At 74.3% G+C, this 21,856-nt stretch carries 17 protein-coding genes; 9 read left to right on the top strand and 8 right to left on the bottom strand.

All coding sequences use genetic code 11. The annotated features are described in order from the left end of the window. Nucleotides 1–11 precede the first annotated feature (11 nt). Both DQ239_RS03030 and DQ239_RS03025 read right to left on the bottom strand, forming a co-directional pair. On the bottom strand, nt 12–830 hold the full coding sequence (locus DQ239_RS03030; protein ID WP_113832797.1) for an NAD(P)-dependent oxidoreductase: 819 nt from the start codon (nt 828–830) through the stop codon (nt 12–14). Further along, nucleotides 827–1,639, bottom strand: coding sequence for a purine-nucleoside phosphorylase (locus tag DQ239_RS03025; RefSeq protein WP_113832796.1), 813 nt, complete (start codon nt 1,637–1,639; stop codon nt 827–829). Before DQ239_RS03025 ends, DQ239_RS03030 begins: the two co-directional genes overlap by 4 nt. A gap of 104 nt (nt 1,640–1,743) precedes the next feature. On the opposite strand from DQ239_RS03025, the gene DQ239_RS03020 reads away from it, so the two are divergent. The 9 genes from DQ239_RS03020 to DQ239_RS02980 all read left to right on the top strand — a co-directional run bounded on the left by DQ239_RS03020 (nt 1,744) and on the right by DQ239_RS02980 (nt 15,092). Next, a complete protein-coding gene (locus DQ239_RS03020; RefSeq protein ID WP_113832795.1) occupies nt 1,744–2,949 on the top strand; it encodes a glutamate--cysteine ligase in 1,206 nt (401 codons plus the stop codon). Further along, nucleotides 2,946–4,238, top strand: coding sequence for an amidohydrolase (locus tag DQ239_RS03015; protein ID WP_113832794.1), 1,293 nt, complete (start codon nt 2,946–2,948; stop codon nt 4,236–4,238). The genes DQ239_RS03020 and DQ239_RS03015 overlap by 4 nt, the downstream gene beginning before the upstream one ends. Then, nucleotides 4,235–6,175 (top strand): methylmalonyl-CoA mutase subunit beta, encoded by a 1,941-nt coding sequence (locus DQ239_RS03010; RefSeq protein WP_113832793.1) that lies wholly within the window; start codon nt 4,235–4,237, stop codon nt 6,173–6,175. Before DQ239_RS03015 ends, DQ239_RS03010 begins: the two co-directional genes overlap by 4 nt. Beyond that, nucleotides 6,172–8,397 carry a methylmalonyl-CoA mutase gene (gene scpA, locus DQ239_RS03005; RefSeq protein ID WP_113832792.1) on the top strand — a complete coding sequence of 742 codons (2,226 nt, stop codon included), beginning with the start codon at nt 6,172–6,174 and terminating at the stop codon, nt 8,395–8,397. Before DQ239_RS03010 ends, scpA begins: the two co-directional genes overlap by 4 nt. Continuing rightward, nucleotides 8,397–9,407, top strand: a complete 1,011-nt coding sequence (gene meaB / locus DQ239_RS03000) for a methylmalonyl Co-A mutase-associated GTPase MeaB (RefSeq protein WP_113832791.1) — start codon at nt 8,397–8,399, stop codon at nt 9,405–9,407. The genes scpA and meaB overlap by 1 nt, the downstream gene beginning before the upstream one ends. A 161-nt stretch (nt 9,408–9,568) precedes the next feature. Then, nucleotides 9,569–10,996 (top strand): polyprenol phosphomannose-dependent alpha 1,6 mannosyltransferase MptB, encoded by a 1,428-nt coding sequence (mptB, locus tag DQ239_RS02995; protein ID WP_147251981.1) that lies wholly within the window; start codon nt 9,569–9,571, stop codon nt 10,994–10,996. A 35-nt stretch (nt 10,997–11,031) separates the two neighbouring features. Beyond that, nucleotides 11,032–11,790, top strand: coding sequence for a polyprenol monophosphomannose synthase (locus tag DQ239_RS02990; protein WP_113832789.1), 759 nt, complete (start codon nt 11,032–11,034; stop codon nt 11,788–11,790). Nucleotides 11,791–11,858: 68 nt separating this feature from the next. Continuing rightward, a complete protein-coding gene (locus DQ239_RS02985) occupies nt 11,859–13,262 on the top strand; it encodes an NAD(P)H-quinone dehydrogenase (RefSeq protein ID WP_113832788.1) in 1,404 nt (467 codons plus the stop codon). Between the two features lie 93 nt (nt 13,263–13,355). Next, nucleotides 13,356–15,092: a reprolysin-like metallopeptidase gene (locus DQ239_RS02980; RefSeq protein WP_147251980.1), complete on the top strand. Its 1,737-nt coding sequence runs from the start codon at nt 13,356–13,358 to the stop codon at nt 15,090–15,092. A gap of 63 nt (nt 15,093–15,155) precedes the next feature. Here the strand turns inward: DQ239_RS02980 and DQ239_RS02975 are convergent, their stop codons facing one another. The 6 genes from DQ239_RS02975 to DQ239_RS02950 all read right to left on the bottom strand — a co-directional run bounded on the left by DQ239_RS02975 (nt 15,156) and on the right by DQ239_RS02950 (nt 21,831). Then, the gene (locus tag DQ239_RS02975; RefSeq protein WP_113832786.1) at nt 15,156–16,916 is read right to left on the bottom strand and encodes an acetyl/propionyl/methylcrotonyl-CoA carboxylase subunit alpha; all 1,761 of its coding nucleotides are present in this window, start codon (nt 16,914–16,916) and stop codon (nt 15,156–15,158) included. A 97-nt stretch (nt 16,917–17,013) separates the two neighbouring features. Then, nucleotides 17,014–17,508 (bottom strand): hypothetical protein, encoded by a 495-nt coding sequence (locus tag DQ239_RS02970; protein ID WP_113832785.1) that lies wholly within the window; start codon nt 17,506–17,508, stop codon nt 17,014–17,016. Next, nucleotides 17,505–19,232: a serine hydrolase gene (locus DQ239_RS02965; protein WP_113832784.1), complete on the bottom strand. Its 1,728-nt coding sequence runs from the start codon at nt 19,230–19,232 to the stop codon at nt 17,505–17,507. The genes DQ239_RS02970 and DQ239_RS02965 overlap by 4 nt, the downstream gene beginning before the upstream one ends. Before the next feature lie 67 nt (nt 19,233–19,299). After that, nucleotides 19,300–19,908: a Maf family protein gene (locus tag DQ239_RS02960; protein ID WP_113832783.1), complete on the bottom strand. Its 609-nt coding sequence runs from the start codon at nt 19,906–19,908 to the stop codon at nt 19,300–19,302. A 73-nt stretch (nt 19,909–19,981) separates the two neighbouring features. Continuing rightward, nucleotides 19,982–20,206, bottom strand: coding sequence for an acyl-CoA carboxylase subunit epsilon (locus tag DQ239_RS02955; RefSeq protein ID WP_113832782.1), 225 nt, complete (start codon nt 20,204–20,206; stop codon nt 19,982–19,984). Beyond that, the gene (locus tag DQ239_RS02950; RefSeq protein WP_113832781.1) at nt 20,203–21,831 is read right to left on the bottom strand and encodes an acyl-CoA carboxylase subunit beta; all 1,629 of its coding nucleotides are present in this window, start codon (nt 21,829–21,831) and stop codon (nt 20,203–20,205) included. Before DQ239_RS02950 ends, DQ239_RS02955 begins: the two co-directional genes overlap by 4 nt. Nucleotides 21,832–21,856: the final 25 nt, after the last annotated feature.

Below are 21,856 nucleotides of genomic sequence, written 5' to 3'. Positions count from 1 at the left end.
CGGGAAAGCCCTCACGCGTCGAAGTGCTCGGAGTCGTAGGCCGCCGTGGTGAACTCCCCGCCCACGCGGGCGTGCACCGGGTCGGTCAGGTCGGGCTCGCCGTGCACCGCGATCAGCGTCTCGGCGTAGCGCTCGGCGTCGTCGGCCGGCTCGTAGCCGAGCGCCCGGCCGGCGGAGACGTCCCACCAGTTCCGGGTGTTCGCCGAGACGCCCCACACGACCGCGAACCCGGGCGAGGGTGCCCGCAGCGCGGCGTCGACCAGCCGCACCGTGTCGCCGGGGGAGAGCCAGGTCGACAGGTGCCGGGTGGTCGTCGGCTCGGGGAAGGCGCTGCCGATCCGCAGGCAGACGACGTCGAGGCCGTAGCGGTCGGCGTAGAGCGAGCCGAGCGCCTCCATCGTCACCTTGGAGACGCCGTAGTAGGTGTCCGGCCGGGGCGGGGCGTCGGCCTCGCGCAGCAGCCCGCCGTCCGGACGCGGGGTGTAGCCGGTGGCGTGGTTGCTGCTGGCCAGGACCACCCGGCCGACGCCGGCCCGCCGCGCGGCCTCGAGCGCGCAGTAGGTGCCGTCGATGTTGGTGCGCGCGATCGCGGGCCAGTCCGACTCCGTGGCGATCCCCGCGAGGTGGACGACGGCGGACGCACCGCGGGCGGCCTCGGTCAGGGCCGCGAGGTCGGTGGTGTCGGCGACCAGGTGCTCCTCGCCCGGGCGCGGTTCGGGTACCGGGACGACGTCGAGGCTGCGCACCGCCCAGCCGGCCTCGGGCAGCCCGCCGCGCAGGACGGTGCCGATGAGCCCCGCCGCGCCGGTCACCAGCACCGGACCGCTCATGCCGGCAGCTCTCCGATGAACCGCACCAGGAACCGGCCCAGCCGACCCGCCGCCTCCCGGCCCGCGGCGATGACCTCGTCGGCGTCCAGCTTGTCGCCGGTGACGCCCGCGGCGGCGTTGGTGACCAGCGAGAGCCCGAAGACCTCGAGCCCCTCCGCGTGGGCCGCGATCGCCTCCAGCGCCGTGGACATGCCGACCAGGTCCGCGCCCATCGTGCGCAGCATCCGGATCTCGGCCGGCGTCTCGTAGTGCGGGCCGGGCAGCGCGGCGTACACGCCCTCGGTGAGCTCCGGGTCCAGGGTGCGGGCCAGTGCGCGCAGCCGCGCGGAGTAGAGGTCGGTGAGGTCGACGAAGGTCGCGCCCACGAGCGGGGACCGGGCCGTCAGGTTCAGGTGGTCGGCGATGACGACGGCCTGCCCGACGCGGTGCTCCGGCGCGAGGCCACCCGCTGCGTTCGTGAGGACGACGGTCTTGACGCCGGCCGCCGCGGCGGTGCGCACCCCGTGCACCACCGGGTCGACGCCGCGGCCCTCGTAGAGGTGGGTCCGCCCGAGGAAGAGCAGCACCTTGCGGTCGCCGACCCGCACCGACCGCACCTCGCCGCCGTGGCCGATCGCGGTCGGGGCCGCGAAACCGGGCAGCTCGCCGATGGCGACCGCGTAGTCGGCGGGACCGAAGGCGTCGGCGGCGGGCGCCCAGCCGGAGCCCATGACCACCGCCACGTCGTGCCGACCGCCGAGCGCGGTCACGAGGTCGTCGGCCGCGGTGGCGGCGATGGAGTGGGGGTCGGTTCCGGGCTGCTGGCTCACGGAGGGACGCTAACGCAGAGGGGGGTCCGGGCCGCGGTCCACCGCTCGGGTGATGGTGCGGCGCCGCCGGGTGGGCACCGCGGGACCTCCCTAGACTCCCGCAGGTGGAGATCCCCTTCCGGTCGTCCCAGCGGGCCAGCCTGGGTGTCGAGTGGGAGCTGCAGCTGATCGACCTCGACACGCGCGAGCTGGCGCCCGGCGCGACCGAGATCCTGGAGCAGCTGCGCCCGGAGGGTGCCGAGGAGCACCCCAAGGCCAAGCACGAGCTGCTGCAGTCGACCGTCGAGATCATCACCGGCGTCTGCACCACCGTCGCCGAGGCCAAGGCCGACCTCGCCGGCACGCTCGCCGAGGTGGCCGCCGCCGCGCAGCAGCGCAACCTGGGCCTGATGTGCGCGGGCACCCACCCGTTCACCGACTGGCAGAGCCAGCTCATCTCGCCCAAGGAGCGCTACCTCGAGCTCGTCGAGCGGATGCAGTGGATGGCCCGGCGGATGCAGATCTTCGGCGTCCACGTGCACGTCGGGGTGCGGGCCCCGGAGAAGGCCGTCCCGATCGTCAACGCGCTGTGCCAGTACATCCCGCACTTCCTCGCGCTGTCGTCGTCCTCCCCGTTCTGGGTGGGCTGCGACACCGGTCTCGCCTCGTCGCGGGCCAAGATCTTCGAAGGGATGCCGACGGCGGGGCTGCCCTACCAGCTGGCCGACTGGGCGGAGTTCGAGCAGTACATGGAGACGCTGATCTCCACGAAGTCCATCGAGAGCGTCCGCGAGGTCTGGTGGGACGTGCGGCCGCACCCGGACTTCGGCACGGTGGAGCTGCGCATCTGCGACGGCCTGCCCACCCTCGACGAGATCGGCGCGGTGGCCGCGCTCGCCCAGTGCCTGGTGGAGCAGTTCGATACCCAGCTCGACCGCGGCTACATCCTCCCGACCCCGGCGTCCTGGGTGCTGCAGGAGAACAAGTGGCGCGCCGCCCGCTACGGGCTGGACGCCGACATCGTGGTCGACGAGAAGGGCACCGTGCGTCCCGTGCGGCAGGCGATCATCGACCTGGTGGAGGAGCTGCGGCCCACCGCGAAGCGGCTGGACTGCGAGGCCGAGCTCGCCGACGTGCTCCGCGTGCTCGACGTCGGGGCGTCCTACCAGCGGCAGCGCGCCGTCGCCGCGGCCTCCGACGGCGCCCTGCAACCCGTCGTGGACAGCCTGCTGGCCGAGCTGCGGGACGGGCTCCCCGCGACCGGCCCGGTCGGCCGGCCCACGGAGCCCACGCCCGGACCGGGCGACTGCGCTGGGGGGCACGCGGCGTGACCGCCGTCGTCGGTGAGCTCGGCGCCGCGGTGGACGACTGGGTCGAGGCGCACGAGGCCGACCTGATCGCCACCCGCCGCCACCTGCACGCCCATCCGGAGCTGTCCTATGCCGAGGTGCGGACGACCGCCTACCTCGAGCAGCGGCTGCGCGACGTCGGGCTGGCCCCGCGGCGGCTGCCCCGCGGCACCGGGCTGGTCGTCGAGGTCGGGGACGGTCCCGGTCCCACGGTCGTCGTGCGCGGGGACATCGACGCGCTACCGCTGACCGACCTCAAGGACGTCCCCTACTCCTCCACCCGCGAGGGGGTGGCCCACGCCTGCGGGCACGACGTCCACACCACCGTCGTGCTCGGCGTGGCCCTGGCGCTGTCCGCCGTCGGCGGCCTGCCCGGCCGGGTGCGCTGCATCTTCCAGCCCGCCGAGGAGACGGTGCCCGGGGGTGCGACCGAGGTGGTGGCCGCGGGCGCGCTCGACGGCGCCACGCGCGCCTTCGCCCTGCACTGCGACCCGTCGGTGCCGGTGGGCAGCGTCGGGCTGCGCACCGGCGCGATCACCGCCGCCTGCGACCGCATCGACGTCACGCTGACCGGTCCCGGCGGGCACACCGCCCGCCCGCACCTGACCGTCGACCTCGTCGACGCGCTCGGCCGGCTGATCACCGGGCTGCCCGGGCTGCTGTCGCGCCAGGCCGACCCCCGGGCCGGGATGTCCCTGGTGTGGGGCTCGGTGGACGCCGGCGTGGCGGCCAACGCCATCCCGCAGCGCGGCACGCTGAGCGGCACCGTCCGGGTGCTGGACCGGGACGCCTGGCAGGGCGCCGAGGAGATCATCCGCGGGCTCGTCGACAAGGTCGGCGCCGCGACCGGTGCCGGCGTGGAGGTCGACTACGTGCGCGGCGTCCCGCCGGTGGTCAACGACCCGCTGTCGGTGGCCATGCTCCGGTCCGCCGCCCTCGGGACGGTGGGCGCCGAGGGCGTCCTGCTGTCCCCGCAGAGCATGGGTGGGGAGGACTTCGGCTGGTTCGCCGAGCGGCTGCCCATCGCGCTGGCCCGGCTGGGCACCCACGGCGGGGGAGAGCCGCTGGACCTGCACCGCGGGACCTTCGACGTGGACGAGCGGGCGATCGCCGTCGGTGTGCGGCTGCTGGCGCGGACGGCGCTGCACGCGCTGGAGGCCGACGCCGGGCACCCCGTCGGGCCGGCCCCTCAGCCACCCGGCCGCACGGACCCGCACGCGCCCGGAGACACTGCAGCCAGACGAGCTGACGAGGAGTCCCCCCGAGGATGAGTTCCACCGACCAGCAGAACAGCCACCCCGCCCCGGCGTCCGCCGACGCCGAGGTCCCCAGCGAGCACGAGGTCCCCGAGGACCTGGGGCTCGCCGCCGAGTTCCCGCGCGTCACGCGCGACGAGTGGCGCGAGCTGGTGGCCGGCGTCCTGCGCAAGGCCGGCCGGGAGGACCTGCCCGAGCCCGTCGAGGAGGCGCTGCGCCGCCCGGTCGCCACCGGCGTCACCGTGGCCCCGCTGTACACCGCGGCGGACGCCGCGGACCTGCCCACCGCGGTGGGCGTGCCGGGTCTGCCGCCCTTCGTGCGCGGCGCCCGCCCGTCGGGGGGACCGGCCGGGTCGGCGGAGGTCACCGCATCCGGCGGTGCCGACGGCGGCGCGCCCGGCGGCTGGGACATCCGCCAGCGGCACGCCCACCCCGACGTCGCCGTCACCGAGGAGGCGATCGCCGCCGACCTGGAGAACGGGGTCACCTCCCTGTGGCTCGTCGTCGGCGACGGCGCGGTGCCGGCCGACCGGCTCGGCGACGTGCTGGCCGACGTGTACCTCGACCTCGCCCCGGTCAGCGTCTCCGGCGGCCCGGCCGCGGCGGAGGCCTTCCTCGACCTGGTCGAGGGACGCGACGACCTCGCCCCCGGCGGCTCGCTCGGCCTCGACCCGCTCGGCGTGCACGCCGCCTCCGGTCAGTCGCAGGACCTGAGCGGTCTGGCCGACGTCGCCCGCCGCGCCGCCGCCCACGCCGGTCTGCGCAGCGTGGTCGTCGACGGCACGGTCTTCGCCGACGCCGGGGCGTCCGCCGTCGAGGAGCTCGGCTGCTCGCTGGCCGCCGGCGTGGCCTACCTGCGAGCACTGACCGACGGCGGGCTGTCGGTCGACGAGGCGTTCGGCCAGCTGGAGTTCCGCTACGCGGCGACCGCCGACCAGTTCACGACGATCGCCACCCTGCGCGCCGCGCGCCGGCTCTGGGACCGCGTGGGCGAGGTCAGCGGCGCCTCGCCGGAGGCCCGCGGCCAGCACCAGCACGCCGTCACCTCCTCGGTGATGACGACGAAGCGCGACCCGTGGGTCAACATGCTGCGCACCACGGTCGCCTGCTTCGGCGCGGGCGTGGGCGGGGCCGACGCCGTCACCGTGCAGCCGTTCGACGCCGCGCTGGGCCTGCCGGACTCCTTCTCCCGGCGGATCGCGCGCAACACCCAGAGCCTGCTGGTCGAGGAGGGGCACCTGGCCCGCGTCCTCGACCCGGCCGGTGGCTCCTGGTACGTCGAATCGCTCACCGACGAGCTGGCCCGGGCCGCCTGGGACTGGTTCACCGAGATCGAGCGGGCCGGCGGGCTGGCCGCCGCGCTGGACTCCGGCCTGGTCCGCGACCGCATCGCCGCCGCCTGGGACGCCCGGTCGAAGCGCCTGGCCACCCGCGCCGACGCGATCACCGGCGTCAGCGAGTTCCCCAACCTGACCGAGAAGCTGCCCGAGCGGCAGCCCGCGGCGGAGCTGCACCCGGGCGGCGGGCTGCCGCGGGTGCGGGCCGCGCAGGAGTACGAGGCGCTGCGCGACGCGGCCGACGCCGCCGGTGAGCGGCCGACCGTCTACCTCGCCACCATCGGCCCGATCGCCCGGCACACGGCGCGGGCGAGCTTCGCCGGCAACCTGTTCCAGGCCGGCGGGCTCGCGACGCCGGCCGGTGACGGCGCGAGCGGTCTGGCCGACGCGGGGACGACGGTGGCCTGCATATGCGGCACCGACAAGGACTACGCCGAGCAGGCGGCCGGGCTGGCCGCCGCGCTCAAGGACGCCGGCGTCACGCAGGTGTGGCTGGCCGGCAAGCCGAACCTCGCCGTCGACGGCGTGGACGGCTACGTGTACGCCGGATGCGACGCCCTGGACGTGCTCCGCACCGTCCACGCGCAGCTGGGCCTCGAAGGAGTGCAGGCATGACCGCGATCCCCGACTTCGGCGACGTCGAGCTGGGCCGCCCGGCCGCGACCGCCTCGGCCAAGGACTGGGCGGAGGCGTTCGAGGAGGCGACCGGACGCAGCGTCGACGAGGCGGCCTGGGAGACCCCCGAGGGCATCGCGGTCCCGCCGCTGTTCACGCCGGCGGACACCGACGGGCTCGACTTCCTCGAGACCCTCCCGGGCCTGCCGCCGTTCCTCCGCGGGCCCTACCCGACGATGTACACGACCCAGCCGTGGACGGTCCGGCAGTACGCCGGGTTCTCCACCGCCGCGGAGTCCAACGCCTTCTACCGGCGCAACCTGGCCGCCGGGCAGAAAGGCCTGTCGGTCGCCTTCGACCTGCCCACCCACCGCGGCTACGACTCCGACCACCCGCGCGTGGTCGGCGACGTCGGCATGGCGGGTGTCGCGATCGACTCGATCCTGGACATGCGGCAGCTGTTCGACGGCATCCCGCTGGACCGGATGAGCGTCTCGATGACGATGAACGGCGCCGTCCTCCCGGTGCTCGCGCTCTACATCGTCGCGGCGGAGGAGCAGGGGGTGAAGCCGGAGCAGCTGACCGGCACCATCCAGAACGACATCCTCAAAGAGTTCATGGTGCGGAACACCTACATCTATCCGCCCAAGCCCTCGATGCAGATCATCAGCGACATCTTCTCCTTCACCTCGAAGGAGATGCCGCGCTACAACTCCATCTCGATCTCCGGCTACCACATCCAGGAGGCCGGGGCGACGGCCGACCTGGAGCTGGCCTACACGCTGGCCGACGGCGTCGAGTACCTGAAGGCCGGCCAGGCCGCGGGCCTCGACGTCGACAGGTTCGCGCCCCGCCTGTCGTTCTTCTGGGCCATCGGCATGAACTTCTTCATGGAGGTCGCCAAGCTGCGGGCCGGCCGGCTGCTGTGGGCCAAGCTGGTCAAGGACGCCGGGGCGACCAACCCGAAGTCGCTGTCGCTGCGCACCCACTCGCAGACCTCCGGCTGGTCGCTTACCGCGCAGGACGTCTACAACAACGTCGTCCGCACCTGCCTGGAGGCCATGGCCGCCACCCAGGGGCACACCCAGTCGCTGCACACCAACGCCCTGGACGAGGCGCTGGCGCTGCCCACCGACTTCTCCGCCCGCATCGCCCGCAACACCCAGCTGCTGCTCCAGCAGGAGTCGGGCACCACGCGGGTCATCGACCCGTGGGGCGGCTCGGCCTACGTCGAGAAGCTCACCTACGACCTGGCCCGCCGCGCCTGGGCGCACATCCAGGAGGTCGACGAGCACGGCGGCATGGCGCAGGCCATCGACGACGGCATCCCGAAGCTGCGCATCGAGGAGGCCGCGGCCCGCACCCAGGCCCGCATCGACTCCGGCCGCCAGCCGGTGATCGGCGTGAACAAGTACCGGATGGACGCCGACGAGGCCATCGAGGTGCTCAAGGTCGACAACAAGGACGTCCTGGCGCAGCAGAAGGCCAAGCTCGAGCAGCTGCGCGCCGAGCGCGACGGCCGGGCGGTGGAGGAGTCCCTGCGCCGGCTCACCGACGCCGCCCGCGCGGCCGCCGAGGGACGCCGGGGGAGCGGGCTGGACGAGAACCTGCTCAAGCTCGCCGTCGACGCCGCCCGCGCCCAGGCCACCGTCGGGGAGATCTCCGACGCGCTCGAGGAGGTCTACGGGCGGCACGCCGGCCAGGTGCGCACGATCTCCGGCGTGTACCGCGACGAGGCGCTCGCGGGGGGCCGGGCGGGAGAGGGCAGCCCCTTGGACGAGACGCGACGGCTGGCCGAGCAGTTCGAGGAGGCCGAGGGCCGCCGTCCCCGCATCCTGGTCGCCAAGATGGGCCAGGACGGCCACGACCGCGGCCAGAAGGTCATCGCCACCGCGTTCGCCGACCTCGGCTTCGACGTCGACGTGGGCCCGCTGTTCCAGACGCCCGACGAGGTCGCCCGGCAGGCGGTGGAGGCCGACGTGCACGTCGTCGGCGTCTCGTCGCTGGCCGCCGGTCACCTGACCCTCGTCCCGGCGCTCAAGGAGGCGCTGGCCGAGCTCGGTGCCGACGACGTGCTGATCGTCGTCGGCGGCGTCATCCCGCCCGACGACGTCCCGACGCTCCACGAGATGGGCGCCGCCGCGGTCTTCCCGCCCGGCACGGTCATCGCCGAGGCGGCTCAGGAGCTGCTGCGCACCCTGTCGCAGCGCCTGGGTCACTGATGGTCGACGTCCCGGCGCTGGTCGAGGGCGTCCTCGCGGGGGACCGCCGGACGATGGCGCGCGCCATCACCCTGGTCGAGTCGCGGCGGGCCGACCACCGCGAGCGGGCCCAGGAGCTGCTCGTGGAGCTGCTGCCGCACGCCGGGGGAGCGCGCCGCGTGGGCATCAGCGGCGTCCCCGGCGTCGGCAAGTCCACCTTCATCGACCAGCTCGGGGTGACGCTCACCGCCGCCGGCTCGAAGGTGGCGGTGCTCGCCGTCGACCCGTCGTCGGCGCGCTCGGGCGGATCGATCCTCGGGGACAAGACAAGGATGGCCCGGCTGTCGGTCGACCCCGCCGCCTTCATCCGCCCGTCGCCGACCTCGGGCACCCTCGGCGGCGTCGCCCAGGCCACCCGCGAGTCCATGGTGGTCGTGGAGGCCGCCGGCTACGACGTCGTCCTGGTCGAGACCGTCGGGGTCGGGCAGTCGGAGATCACCGTCGCCGAGATGGTCGACTCCTTCCTCTTCCTCACCCTCGCCCGCACCGGCGACCAGCTCCAGGGCATCAAGCGCGGCATCCTGGAGATCGCCGACGTGATCGCGGTGAACAAGGCCGACGGCGACGGCGCGCCCGGGGCGCGCCGGGCCGCCCGCGAGCTGGCCCAGGCGATCCGCATGCTGCGCGGGCACGACGAGACGTGGGACGTGCCGGTGCTCACCTGCGCCGGGCTCACCGGCGAGGGCCTCGACGAGGTGTGGGCGCAGCTGGTCGCCCACCAGGACCGCATGCGGGCGTCGGGGGAGTTCGACCAGCGGCGGCGCACCCAGCAAGTGCGCTGGACCTGGCAGCTGGTGCGCGACGGGCTGGAGCACGCCCTGCGCGCGCATCCCGGTGTGCGGGCGACCGCGCCCGGGCTGGAGGAGGCGGTGCTCGCCGGCGAGCTGACCCCCGCGCTGGCCGCCCGGCAGATACTGGAGACGTTCAGGCCCCCCAGCGAGGGTGCCGAGGGGTCCCGGCCCCGCTGTTAGTCTCGGCCCGCCTGCCGGTCAGGTGGCGGTCACGACGACGGATCCGGGCAGGGACCGTCCACGGGAGCAGTCAGGAGAGGGCCGTCAGCACCAGCGTGGCCGGTACGACCCCGATCGAGACCGCGCCCGTCCCGTCCGTCCCCCCGGCCCGGTCGGGCCGGGTGACGGCCCTGGTCCTGGGGCTCGGCGCGCTGCTCGGGACGGCAGCCACGACGTACCTGGCCGTGGCCGGCACCAGCCTGGGCAGGAGCCTCGACGCACCGGACCTGTGGTTCTACGAGAACGACCCCTCGCTCACCCCGGAGGCGCTGGGGGAGGCGGCCGCCCGGTCCTGGAGCGCCGCCGCCGTCGGGCTGCTGGCGGTGGCCTGGCTGCTGACCGGGCTCGCGGTCCGGCGGGGGGTCGCCGCCCGGTGGCTGCTGCTGGTCGGCGTGCTCTGGGCGGTCCCGCTGGTCATCGGCCCCCCGCTGTTCAGCGAGGACGTCTTCTTCTACACCGCCATCGGCGCGGCCGTGCAGAACGACGTCGACCCGTTCCGGTACGGACCGGGGGTGCTCGGCGCCGTCGAGGCGGTCCGCGGGGCGGAGCCGTTCTGGCGGTTCAGCCCGACGCCCTACAGCCCGCCGTTCGTCTCGCTGCTGTCCGGGCTGTCGTGGCTGTTCGACGAGGACCTGCTCTCCGTGCTGGTCGCGGTGCGGGTCCTGTGCGTCGCGGGGTGGCTCGTGTGCGCCCTGATCGTCTGCCGGATCGCCGCGCGCCTGGGAGGCAGCCGGGCGGTGGCGATGTGGCTGGGCGGCATCAACCCGCTGGTGCTGCTGCACCTGGTGTCCGGCAACCACAACGACGCGCTCATGCTGGCCCTGCTGCTGCCCGGGTTGCTGCTCGCGCTCCTCGACCGGCCGCTGCTGGGCATCCTGCTGTGCGTCGCCGGTGCCGGCATCAAGGCCACCGCGCTGGTCGCCGTCCTCGTGATCGGCGTGGACTGGGCGCAGCGCCAGGACGGCTGGGCCGCGCGGCTGCGCACCCTCGCCCTCGCCGGCGCGGTCGGTGCGGGCGCCTTCGCGCTCTCCGTCCAGCTCACCGGCCTCGGGTGGGGCTTCCTGGGCAACCTCGACATCCCGGGCCGGTCCCTCGTCTCGCTGACCCCGACGTCCGCTATCGCGTTCGTCCTCGACGCCGACGAGCCGCCGATCGACCAGACGCGGCTGGCCGGCGTGGTCGTCGCGGTGGTGGTGGGCGCGTTGTTCCTCACCCGCCTGCGCGGCTGGGGTCTGATCCGGGTGACCTCGTGGATCGGCCTGACGGTGGTCCTCACCGGATCGGTGGTCTGGCCGTGGTACTTCCTCTGGCCGACCCTGCTGTTCGCCGCCGCCGGGGTGGCCGCCGAGCGCCGGCTCGTGGTCGTGTGGTCGGTGGTCCTGCTGTTCGCCACGCTCCCCGGAGGGGGTCCGGTCACGCGCCTGTTCCCCCGTCCGCTCGTCGACCAGTTCGTGCTCGGTGTCCTGACGGTGGCTCTCCTCGCCGGTCTGGTCCACGTGGTGCTGGCTCGACGGCGCAGCTCCCGTGCCACGCCCGAGCCGGCCCGCTGACATCCGCTCCTGCACTTCGACAGACAAGGAAGATCGTGCGCATCCTGGTGGTCACGCCGACCTACAACGAGGCCGAGAACGTGCGCAGGCACGTCGAGGCAGTGCTCGACCGGCCGTCCCGGCCCGACGTCCTGATCGTGGACGACGGGTCGCCGGACGGGACCGCGGACATCGTCCGGGCCCTGGCCGAGGAGCACCCCGGCCGCGTCGAGATGCTGGAGCGGACGGGCAAGCTCGGGCTGGGGACCGCCTACGTGGCGGGCTTCAAGTGGGCGCTGGTCGAGGGGCGCTGGGACGTCGTCGTGCAGATGGACGTCGACGGCTCGCACGACCCCCGGGCCATCGACGACCTGCTGGCCCACATGAACGGGGCCGACCTGGTCATCGGCTCCCGCTACGTGGCCGGGGGGCGCGTGGAGAACTGGCCGTGGAGCCGGCGCACCGTGTCCTGGGTCGGCAACCTGTACGCCCGGACGGTCCTGCGCACGTCGCTGCGCGACCTCACCGGCGGCTTCAAGGCCTGGCGCAGCGAGCTGCTGGACCGGCTGGACGTGGACTCCTTCGCCGCCAACGGCTACGGCTACCAGATCGAGACCACCTACCGGGCGTTGAAGGCCGGCGCCCGGGTCGTCGAGGTGCCGATCACCTTCCGCGACCGCGAGCTGGGCGAGTCGAAGATGAACACCGGCATCGCGGTGGAGGCCGTCTCGGCGGTGTGGCGGATCCGCCTCACCCCGGCGCCGTCGGCGCGCGCCGCACGGCCGGCCGGTGACGACGCGGCCGGAGCGCGCTGACGCCCCTGCTGCCGCCGAGCGGGGACAATGGCCGGGACGTCCCCGCTCGTGCAGGAGAAGAAGCATCCATGACCCGCATCGTCATCATCGGCGGCGGCCCGGCCGGCTACGAGGCCGCGCTGGTCGCGGCACAGCTCGGTGCCCAGGTCACCGTGATCGAGCGGGACGGCATCGGTGGCGCCAGCGTCCTGACCGACTGCGTGCCCTCGAAGACCCTCATCGCTGCCGCCGGCGCCATGACCACGGTGCACGACTCCGTCGTCCTGGGCGTGCACGGCGCCGAGCCCGCGGCCGTCGGGCTGGACCTGGCCGCGGTGAACCACCGGGTCAAGGGCCTGGCGATGGCGCAGTCCGCGGACATCCACTCCCGGCTGGCCGCCGAGGGCGTCCGCATCGTCGCCGGTTCCGGCCGGCTCACCGACGAGATGCGCGGGCTGGCCGCCCACCGGGTGCAGGTGCTCGACCCGGCCGGCGAGGTGATCGAGGAGCTCGAGGGCGACGCCGTCCTCATCGCCACCGGCGCCGACCCGCGCGTGCTGCCCGGCGCCGAGCCCGACCACGAGCGGATCCTCGACTGGCGCGACGTCTACGACCTCGAGGAGATGCCCGAGCACCTCGTCGTCGTCGGCTCCGGCGTCACCGGCGCGGAGTTCGCCTCCGGCTACCTGGAGGCCGGCGTGCCGGTCACCCTGGTCTCCTCCCGCGACCGGGTGCTGCCCGGCGAGGACTCCGATGCCGCGGAGGTGCTGGAGGAGGTCTTCCAGTCCCGCGGGGGACGGCTCGAGCGCGGCCGGGCGGCGGGGGTGCGCCGCACCGACAAGGGCGCGGCCGTGGAGCTCACCGACGGCCGGGTCGTCGAGGGCTCCCACGCGCTCATGACCGTGGGCACGGTGCCCAACACCGGCGGGCTGAACCTGGAGAACTGCGGCGTGCAGCTCACCGAGGCCGGGCACGTCGTCGTCGACCGGGTCTCCCGGACGTCGGTGCCGGGCGTGTACGCCGCCGGTGACGTCACCGGCGTGTTCCAGCTCGCCTCGGTGGCGGCCATGCAGGGCCGCATCGCCATGTGGCACGCCCTCGGCGAGGCCGTCGCGCCGATCAAGCTCAAGACCGTGGCCGCCAACGTCTTCACCCACCCGGAGATCGCGACCGTGGGCGTGCAGGAGGCGGCGGTCAGCGAGGGCGACGACATCGAACTGGTCCGGCTGCCCCTGGCCACCAACGCCCGCGCCAAGATGAGCGACCTGCGGGACGGCTTCGTGAAGCTGTTCGCCCGCCGCTCCACCGGCGTGATCGTCGGCGGGGTGGTCGTGGCGCCGGGTGCCTCCGAGCTGATCCTGCCGATCGCCCTGGCGGTCACCAAGGGGCTCACGGTCGCGGACCTCGCCCAGACGTTCGCCATCTACCCCTCGCTGTCGGGGTCGATCACCGAGGCCGGCCGCCGGCTGATGGGGGCCGACCACCTGGCGTGACGGAGGCGGCACGTGAGTCGGGTGTGACGCCGTTTCCGCTCAAGTCCGCGGATCCGGTGCCGACGCGCGCGGAGCCCGCCGATGCAGGAGGGGATGTCTCCCGCCCGTGCTCCCCGCCGCACCTCCGCCCTGCGCGCGCTCGTCGTGGCCGGGGCGGTCGCCGCGGCCACGCCCGCCATCGTCCTGACCGCTCCCGGGGTGGCCGCCGCGCAGGAGCCGTCCGGCACCTCCGTCGTCGGCCGGCTCGTGCAGGCGTGGCCGGAGAAGGCCCCCGGTGAGGAGGACGCCCACGCCGAGGCCGCGGCGCCGCTGAGCTGGGTGGAGACCACGGACGGGTCGGTGCGCGTGCCGACCGAGGATCTGGCGGGTGTGCCGGCCGGCGCGACCGTCGAGCTGACCGTCGGCGCCGACGTGCATGACGAGGGCACCGTCGAGCACGGCCTGGAGCCGGCGCAGCGGGTGCTGAGCACCGGGTCGGTCACCCCCGCACGGACCGCGACGGCGGTGCGCCGCCCGGTGACCAACCAGGTCACGGTGGTGCTGGTCGCGCCGGCGGGCACGACCCCCGACCCCGGGGTGACCGCGGCCGACGTCGCCGCGGTGGTGGACGGGCCGGTGGCCGACTTCTGGGCCGAGCAGACCGGTGATGCGGTGCGCGTGGGCGTGGCCGACAGCGCCGGCTGGATCCGCACCGCGGCCGGGTGCGCCGACCCCACCGCGCTGTGGGACGAGGCCGCGGCCGCCGTCGGCTTCCGGCCCGGTCCCGGCCGGCACCTCATGCTGCACCTGAGCAGCGGCACCGCCGACCAGCCGGGCTGCTCCTACGCCCTCGCCGAGGTGGGCGCCGGCCCCTCGTCCGGCGGGCGGCTGTACGTGCGCGACATCCTGCCCTCGGTCATCGCCCACGAGCTCGGCCACAACCTGGGGCTGAGCCACTCCTCGGGCCGGCAGTGCGACGGGACGGTGGAGACCGGCAGCTGCCGCACCAGCGGCTACCGCGACTACTACGACGTCATGGGCGCCTCCTGGTGGCAGCTGGGCTCGCTCACCGCCGCCCAGGCGGCCCGGCTGGGCGTGCTGCCCGCCGACGCCCAGCGCTCCCTCGACGTCGACGACGAGCCCGCCCCCGTGGTCCTGGCGCCCCTGGGCACCCGCACCGGCACCCGGGCGGTCCGCCTCACCGACGCCGAGGGCACCGCCTACTGGCTGGAGTACCGCACCGCCACCGGCGCGGACGCCTGGCTGGGGCGCCCGGACTCGAACCCCTACGACCTGGAGACCGGCGTGCTGCTGCGCCGCGAGGCGGTGTTCCCCGACACCTCCGTGCTGCTCGACGGCACGCCGTCGTCCTCCTCCGGGTGGGACGACGACCTGCAGGCCGCGCTGCCCGTGGGCACGCCGGTGACCCTCTCCGGCGGGGACTTCACGGTGACCGTCCGCTCGGCGAACGCCCGCGGCGCCACGATCGACGTGCGGCCCGCCGGACCCGCGGCGACGGCCCCGGCACCCGCCGCACCGCAGGAGGACGGCGTCGGGCAGGTGCTGCCGGGCGGGGGTGGCTCGGCCGTGACCGGCTCCGGCGCGGGCTCCGCGTCCACCGCGCCGATCGCCTCCACCGGCGTCGCCGCGGCGCCGACCGCGGGCGAGGCGACCGGCGCGGCTCCCTGGGTCCCGGCCCCGCCGACCCCCGTGGCCGCCGGTTCGCCGGCGCTGGAGCCCGCCTCGGGCTCGACCCCGACCAGCACCCTGCTCGTGGCGGTGGCCGGTGCCTGCGCGGCCGGTGCGGCGCTGCTCGTCCTGCGCCGCCTCCGCCGGGTGCGCCTCCGCTGACCCCGGACGCACGGGAGGCCGGCCCCGCCCGAGCGGGAACCGGCCTCCTGGTGCGTGCTGGGGTTACTCGGCGTCGGCGATGGTGCAGATGACCGCGCCGCTGGTGACGGCGGCGCCCACCTCGGCGGACAGCCCCGAGATGGTGCCGCTCTTGTGCGCGGTGATGGGCTGCTCCATCTTCATGGCCTCGAGGACGACCACCAGGTCGCCCGCCTCGACCGACGCGCCGTCCTCGACCGCGACCTTGACGATCGTGCCCTGCATGGGCGAGGTGAGGGAGTCGCCGGACGCGCCCGAGCCGCCGTGCCCGGAGCCGCGCTTCCGCGGCTTGGCAGCGGCACCGGGCGCCGCGCCACCGCCCCCGGCGGCCAGGCCGGCGGGGAGGGACACCTCGAGCCGCCGGCCGCCGACCTCGACGACGACGGTCTGCCGGGGCGCGGCCTCGTCCTGCTCGGCCGGAGCGGCGTCGTAGGGCGGGATCTGGTTGTCCCACTCGGTCTCGATCCACCGGGTGTGCACCGAGAACGGCTCGCTGGTGAACGCCTCGTCCCGGACGACGGCGCGGTGGAACGGGATGACGGTCGGCATGCCCTCGACGATCAGCTCGTCGAGCGCGCGGCGGGAGCGCTCCAGCGCCTCCTGGCGGCTGGCGCCGTACACGATCAGCTTGGCCAGCATGGAGTCGAAGGCGCCGGCGACCTCGCCGCCCTGCTCGACGCCGGAGTCCCAGCGGATGCCGGGGCCCTGCGGGATCTCCAGCCGGGTGACCGGGCCGGGGGCGGGCATGAAGTTGCGGCCGGCGTCCTCGGCGTTGATCCGGAACTCGATCGCGTGCCCGCGGGGCGTCGGGTCCTCGGTGATCTCCAGCGGCAGGCCCTCGGCGATGCGGAACTGCTGGCGCACCAGGTCGATGCCGGCGGTCTCCTCGGACACCGGGTGCTCGACCTGCAGGCGGGTGTTGACCTCGAGGAAGGAGATCGAGCCGTCGACGCCCACGAGGTACTCGACGGTGCCCGCACCGTGGTAGCCGGCCTCCTTGCAGATGGCCTTCGCCGATTCGTGGATGCGGGCCCGCTGCTCGTCGGTGAGGAACGGCGCGGGCGCCTCCTCGACCAGCTTCTGGTTGCGCCGCTGCAGGGAGCAGTCGCGGGTGCCGACGACGACGACGTTGCCGTGGGTGTCGGCGAGCACCTGCGCCTCGACGTGCCGGGGCTTGTCCAGGAACTTCTCCACGAAGCACTCGCCGCGGCCGAAGGCCGAGACCGCCTCGCGGACCGCCGAGTCGAACTGCTCGGGGATCTCCTTCTGGTCCCGGACCACCTTCAGCCCGCGCCCGCCGCCGCCGAAGGCTGCCTTGATGGCGATCGGCATGCCGTGCTCCTCGGCGAAGGCGATGACCTCGTCGGCGTCCTTCACCGGGTCCTTGGTGCCGGGCACCAGCGGCGCGCCGACCTTGGTCGCGATGTGGCGGGCCTGCACCTTGTCGCCCAGCGCGACGATCGCTTCGGGGGAGGGGCCGATCCAGGTGATGCCGGCGTCGAGGACGGCCTGGGCGAAGTCGGCGTTCTCCGACAGGAAGCCGTAGCCGGGGTGGATCGCGTCGGCGCCGGACTGCTTGGCGGCGTCGATGATCTTCTCGATCACCAGGTACGAGTCACCCGGGGTCGTGCCGCCCAGCGCGAACGCCTCGTCGGCCTCGCGCACGTGCAGCGCGTCGCGGTCGGTGTCGGCGTAGACGGCCACGCTGGTGAGACCGGCGTCCTTGCACGCTCGCGCCACCCGCACCGCGATCTCCCCGCGGTTGGCGATCAGGACCTTCTGCACCAGGCTCTCCTCCTCAGTCGACCGCACGGAGATTAGCCAGCCGCCGGGAGCCCGGCGCGACAGGGTGGGCCGTCCGGAGACGCCGGGAGGGGTGCGGTCAGCCGCCGCAGTCGATCTCGAGCTCCGCCGTGCCCGTGGATTCGCCGTCCTGGGTCATGTCGGCCCGCAGCGACAGGTGGCCGCCGCTGACCTCGTAGCGGCCGGCGCTGAGCTCGGAGCTCGAGCGGACGCCGCCGTCGTCCAGGTCGATGCGCGCGCCGTCCGGGGTGACCTCGAGGACGATCCGCGCGGTGTCCGCCGTGCCCTCGATGCGCGTGGTGGAGCCGTCGTGGGAGCACTGGCCGGCGAACGGCTCCCGCAGCTCGCCGAGGCCGGAGTAGACGAGCACGGCGGTGCCGGTGGCCACCCCGTCGGGGAGCGGAGCCAGGGCCTGCGCCTCCTCCTCCCCGGCGGGCGGGGCGGGCGCCGGCCCGGAGGAGGACGAGGTCGCCGGGGCCGGCCCGTCGGACCGGGCAGCAGGTGGGGCGTCCGTGCAGCCGGTCGCGGCCAGCAGCACCAGCGCCGCCGCGACGGCAGGCCGCAGCGGCCTCACGGCTGCGCGTCCCCGCCGGTGGCCGCACCGTCGGACGGGGCGACAGGCGCCGTCGCGGTCCCGGCGCCGGTGGGCGCTCCCGGAGCGGGTGCGGCCGGGGGTGCGGTGGTGGTGGTCGTCGACGACGCCGACGGAACGGTGAGGCTGCCGCCCTGGAAGTCCATGCGCGTGCCGTCGGCGGCCGCGTACGCGTCGCTGACCGGGTAGCCGAGGGATCCCCTCTCGGCGCCCTGGGCCTGGTAGGCCTCGAGGAGCGCGCCGCGCAGGGCGTGGGCGCCCCGGCCCGGTGACCAGTAGACCGATCCGCCCTCGAAGTGGCTGACCGCGCCGCCGGCCAGCGCGACCTCGTCTGTCAGGGGGTAGCCGAGCGGGCCGGCCTGGTACCCCTGGGCCTTGTAGACGCCGAGGATCGACCCGATCACCCAGTGCGCCCCGGTCCGGGAGGACCAGTAGACGTGCCCGCCCTGGAAGCGGTTCATCACCCCACCGCCGGGCAGCGCGATCTCGCCGCTGGTGGGGTAGCGCAGCCGTCCGGTCTCCCACTTCTGCGCGGCGTAGGCGGCGAGGATCGGCTGCATGACGGCGTGCGCCCCGGTGGCGGGCGACCAGTAGACGTAGCCGCCCTGGAAGCGGCTGAGGGCACCGCCGGGGAGCGCGATCTCGTCGCTCGTCGGGTAGCCCAGCCGGCCCGTCTCGTAGCCCATCGCGCGGTAGCGCTGCAGGATGCTCCCGATCACCCAGTGCGGCCCGGTCGCCGGCGACCAGTAGGCCCCGCCGCCCTGGAAGTACTGGACCGCTCCACCGCGGACGGGGATCTCGTCGGTGTTGGGCAGTCCGAGCGGGCCCCGGTGACCTCCCGAGCGGACCCACATCTCGCCGATCTGCCCCTGCACCCGGGGGACGAGGCCCTCGGGGAACATCGCCCGGACCGCGGCGGTGATCGACGCCTCGATGTGCGCCCCGCCCCGGCCCGAGGGCTCACGCGTCAGCACGACGACGATGAAGCGGTTGTCCGGGCCGGCGTAGCCGGAGGTGTGCCGGTAGATGTGGCCGTTGACGCAGCACATCCAGCCCTGCTTCTGGGAGATGACCTGCTCGCGGGGCAGCCCGTCCCGTAGACCGAAGAACTGCCGGCCACCGTCGCCCCACTCGACCGACTGGCGCAGCTGCTCGACGATCCAGTCGCGCGACCGCGCGGACAGACCGCCCGAGCCGTCCATCAGCCGCTGGTAGAAGACCACCATGTCGTGCGCGGTGATCATCGTGTTGCCCCAGTAGCGGGTGTTCGACGTCGGCCCCGTCTCGGTGAGGCCGTAGCGGGCCTTGATGTCGGCGATGATGCCGTTGGCCCCGTAGGCGACCCAGAGCCGGTTGGCGGGGGCGTTCTCGGACGCCCGGAGCATCCGCGACATGTCGGCCAGGTCGGTCTGGGTGACAGCCTTCTTCCCGAGGTCGCGCTGGTGGAGCACGTGCTCGGCGATGAACACCTTCATGACCGAGGCCGACTCGATCCGGGTGTGCGCGGCGGGGCCGTTGTCGCGGTACTGGCCGGTCACCCGGTCGAGCATCGCGATCTCGATCGTCGTGCCCCGCGCGGTCGCCGCCGCGCTGCCGGCCGACACCCGGTCCTGCCAGCTGTCGGCCCGTGCGATCCCGCCACCCGGCAGCAGGAGCGCGAGCCCCAGCGCTGCCGCGACGAGCGTGCGCTTCCAGCGCTCGGTCATGCGTGCACCCCCCGGTCGGGGCGCCACGATTCCACAGGAACGCGGCGGTTCCGTGACGGGTGTGACGTCAGCGGCGCCAGAGGTCGGTGATGGCCAGGCCGCGCTTGGCGAGCTGCGTGCGCAGCACCGTCAGCGACAGCCCGACGACCGCGGCCGGGTCCCCCTCGACCCGGCGCACGAAGGGCGCACCGAGCCCGTCCAGCGTGAAGGCGCCGGCCACCGCCAGCGGTTCGCCGGTGGCGAGGTAGGCCTCGATCTCGGGCTGGGTCGGCTCGGCGAAGTAGACGACGGTCGAGGCGACGGCGATGTCCCGGCTGGCCACCCCGCCGTCGCGGACGTCGAACAGCGCCTGGCCGGTGTGCAGGATGCCCGAGCGTCCGGCCATGCGGCGCCAGCGGTCCCGCGCGTCGGCGGCGTCGGCCGGCTTGCCCAGGGGCTTGCCCGCGAACTCCAGCAGCGAGTCCGCGCCGATCACCAGCGCGTCGGTCTCCCGCTTGGCGACCGCTGCGGCCTTGGCCGCCGCCAGCAGCGCGACCTGCTCGGCCACCCGCGGAGCGGAATACGTCGACTCGTCGACGTCGCTCACGATGACCTCGGGGGCCAGCCCGGCCTGCCGCAGCAGCGAGAGCCGGGCCGGGGACGCCGAGGCGAGGACCAGCCTGCGGTCGACGCTCACGCGTCCTCCTCGCTGACGCTCGTCGGCCGCGTTCGCGGGGCTGCTGTGCTCATGCGTGAGCTCGCACGCTCGCTCACGTGGGACCCCCTGCCACGCGCCAGCCACCGGGGCCGGTCAGGAGCGGGGTGCGGTGCATGCGCCCGTAGGCCGCCCAGCCACCGACCGGCGTGGGCCGCCGTCGTTCGCGCCGCTGCGACAGGGCGGCGACGACGACGGTGAGCGCGGCAAGCTCCTCGGCGGACGGGTTGCCCGAGACCACGCGCAGGAGCGGCGTGGCCTGCTCGGCTCCCTCGCTCACAGCGGGATGTTCCCGTGCTTCTTGGGCGGCAGGTTCTGGCGCTTGTTGGCCAGCACGCGCAGCGCCTTGGTCACCTGCACGCGGGTGTGCGAGGGCGGGATCACCGCGTCCACGTACCCGCGGTCGGCGGCGATGTAGGGGTTGGCGAGCGTGTCCTCGTACTCCGCGATCAGCTCGGCCCGGCGGGTGTCCGGGTCGTCGGCGGCGGCCAGCTCCTTGCGGTACAGGATGCCGACGGCGCCCTGCGCGCCGACGACGGCGATCTGGGCGGTGGGCCATGCCAGGTTCACGTCGGCGCCCAGGTGCTTGGAACCCATGACGTCGTAGGCGCCGCCGTAGGCCTTGCGGGTGATGACGGTGACCTTCGGGACGGTCGCCTCGGCGTAGGCGTAGATCAGCTTGGCGCCGCGGCGGATGATGCCCTCCCACTCCTGCGACGTGCCCGGCAGGAAGCCCGGGACGTCGACGAAGGTGAGCACCGGGATGTTGAAGGCGTCGCAGGTGCGCACGAAGCGGGCGGCCTTCTCGCTGGCGTCGATGTCCAGCGTGCCGGCGAACTGGGTGGGCTGGTTGGCGACGACGCCGACCGGCCGGCCCTCGACCCGGCCGAAGCCGATGAGCAGGTTCGGCGCGAACAGCGGCTGCACCTCGAGGAACTCGCCGTCGTCGAGCACGTGCTCGATGACGGTGTGCATGTCGTAGGGGCTGTTCGCCGAGTCCGGGATGAAGGTGTCGAGCTCGAGGTCCTCGTCGGTGAGGGCGTCCGGGAGGACGGTCTCCACGGGGGCGACGTCCAGGGCCGGCAGCGGGTCGAGGTTGTTGCTCGGCAGGTAGGACAGCAGCGCCTTGACGTAGTCGAGCGCGTCGGCCTCGTCCTCGGCCAGGTAGTGCGCGACACCGGACTTGGTGTTGTGCGTGCGCGCGCCGCCGAGCTCCTCGAGCGTGACCTCTTCGCCGGTCACGGTCTTCACCACGTCGGGCCCGGTGATGAACATCTGGCTGGTCTTGTCGACCATGACGATGAAGTCGGTGAGCGCGGGGGAGTAGACGTGCCCACCGGCGGCCGGGCCCATGATCAGCGAGATCTGCGGGATGACACCGGAGGCGTGCACGTTCCGCTGGAAGATCTCGCCGTAGAGGCCGAGGGAGACCACGCCCTCCTGGATGCGGGCGCCACCACCCTCGTTGATGCCGACGACGGGGCAGCCGTTCTTGATCGCGAAGTCCTGGACCTTGACGATCTTCTCGCCGTAGACCTCGCCGAGCGCGCCGCCGAAGACGGTCACGTCCTGGGAGAAGATCGCGATCGGCCGGCCGTCGACCGTGCCGTAGCCGGTGACCACGCCGTCGCCGAAGGGCCGCTTGGCGTCCATGCCGAAGTTCGTGGAGCGGTGGCGGGCGAACTCGTCGAACTCGGTGAACGAGCCCGGGTCCAGCAGCGCCTCGATGCGCTCGCGGGCGGTCATCTTCCCGGCGGCGTGCTGCTTCTCCACCGCGCGCTCGGACCCGGCGTGCTGCGCCTCCTGGACGCGCCGCTCGAAGTCGGCCAGCTTGCCGGCGGTGGTGTGGATGTCGATGTCCCCGGGGACCTGCTCCCCGGCGCTCTCCAGTTCAGCCGCGCTCACGTTTCCTCCTCGCCGACGCACCACG

Source organism: Blastococcus sp. TF02-09 (assembly GCF_003319105.1).
Lineage (GTDB): Bacteria > Actinomycetota > Actinomycetes > Mycobacteriales > Geodermatophilaceae > Blastococcus.
Note: the sequence above shows the minus strand (reverse complement) of the source record. Positions and strands in the feature narration are given on the sequence as shown.

Coding starts and splice junctions, on each gene's coding strand:
- DQ239_RS02980 (WP_147251980.1), top strand. CDS start 13,356: ATGTCTCCCGCCCGTGCTCCCCGCCGCACCTCCGCCCTGCGCGCGCTC.
- DQ239_RS03030 (WP_113832797.1), bottom strand. CDS start 830: ATGAGCGGTCCGGTGCTGGTGACCGGCGCGGCGGGGCTCATCGGCACC.
- meaB (WP_113832791.1), top strand. CDS start 8,397: ATGGTCGACGTCCCGGCGCTGGTCGAGGGCGTCCTCGCGGGGGACCGC.
- DQ239_RS02985 (WP_113832788.1), top strand. CDS start 11,859: ATGACCCGCATCGTCATCATCGGCGGCGGCCCGGCCGGCTACGAGGCC.
- DQ239_RS02965 (WP_113832784.1), bottom strand. CDS start 19,232: ATGACCGAGCGCTGGAAGCGCACGCTCGTCGCGGCAGCGCTGGGGCTC.
- DQ239_RS03010 (WP_113832793.1), top strand. CDS start 4,235: ATGAGTTCCACCGACCAGCAGAACAGCCACCCCGCCCCGGCGTCCGCC.
- scpA (WP_113832792.1), top strand. CDS start 6,172: ATGACCGCGATCCCCGACTTCGGCGACGTCGAGCTGGGCCGCCCGGCC.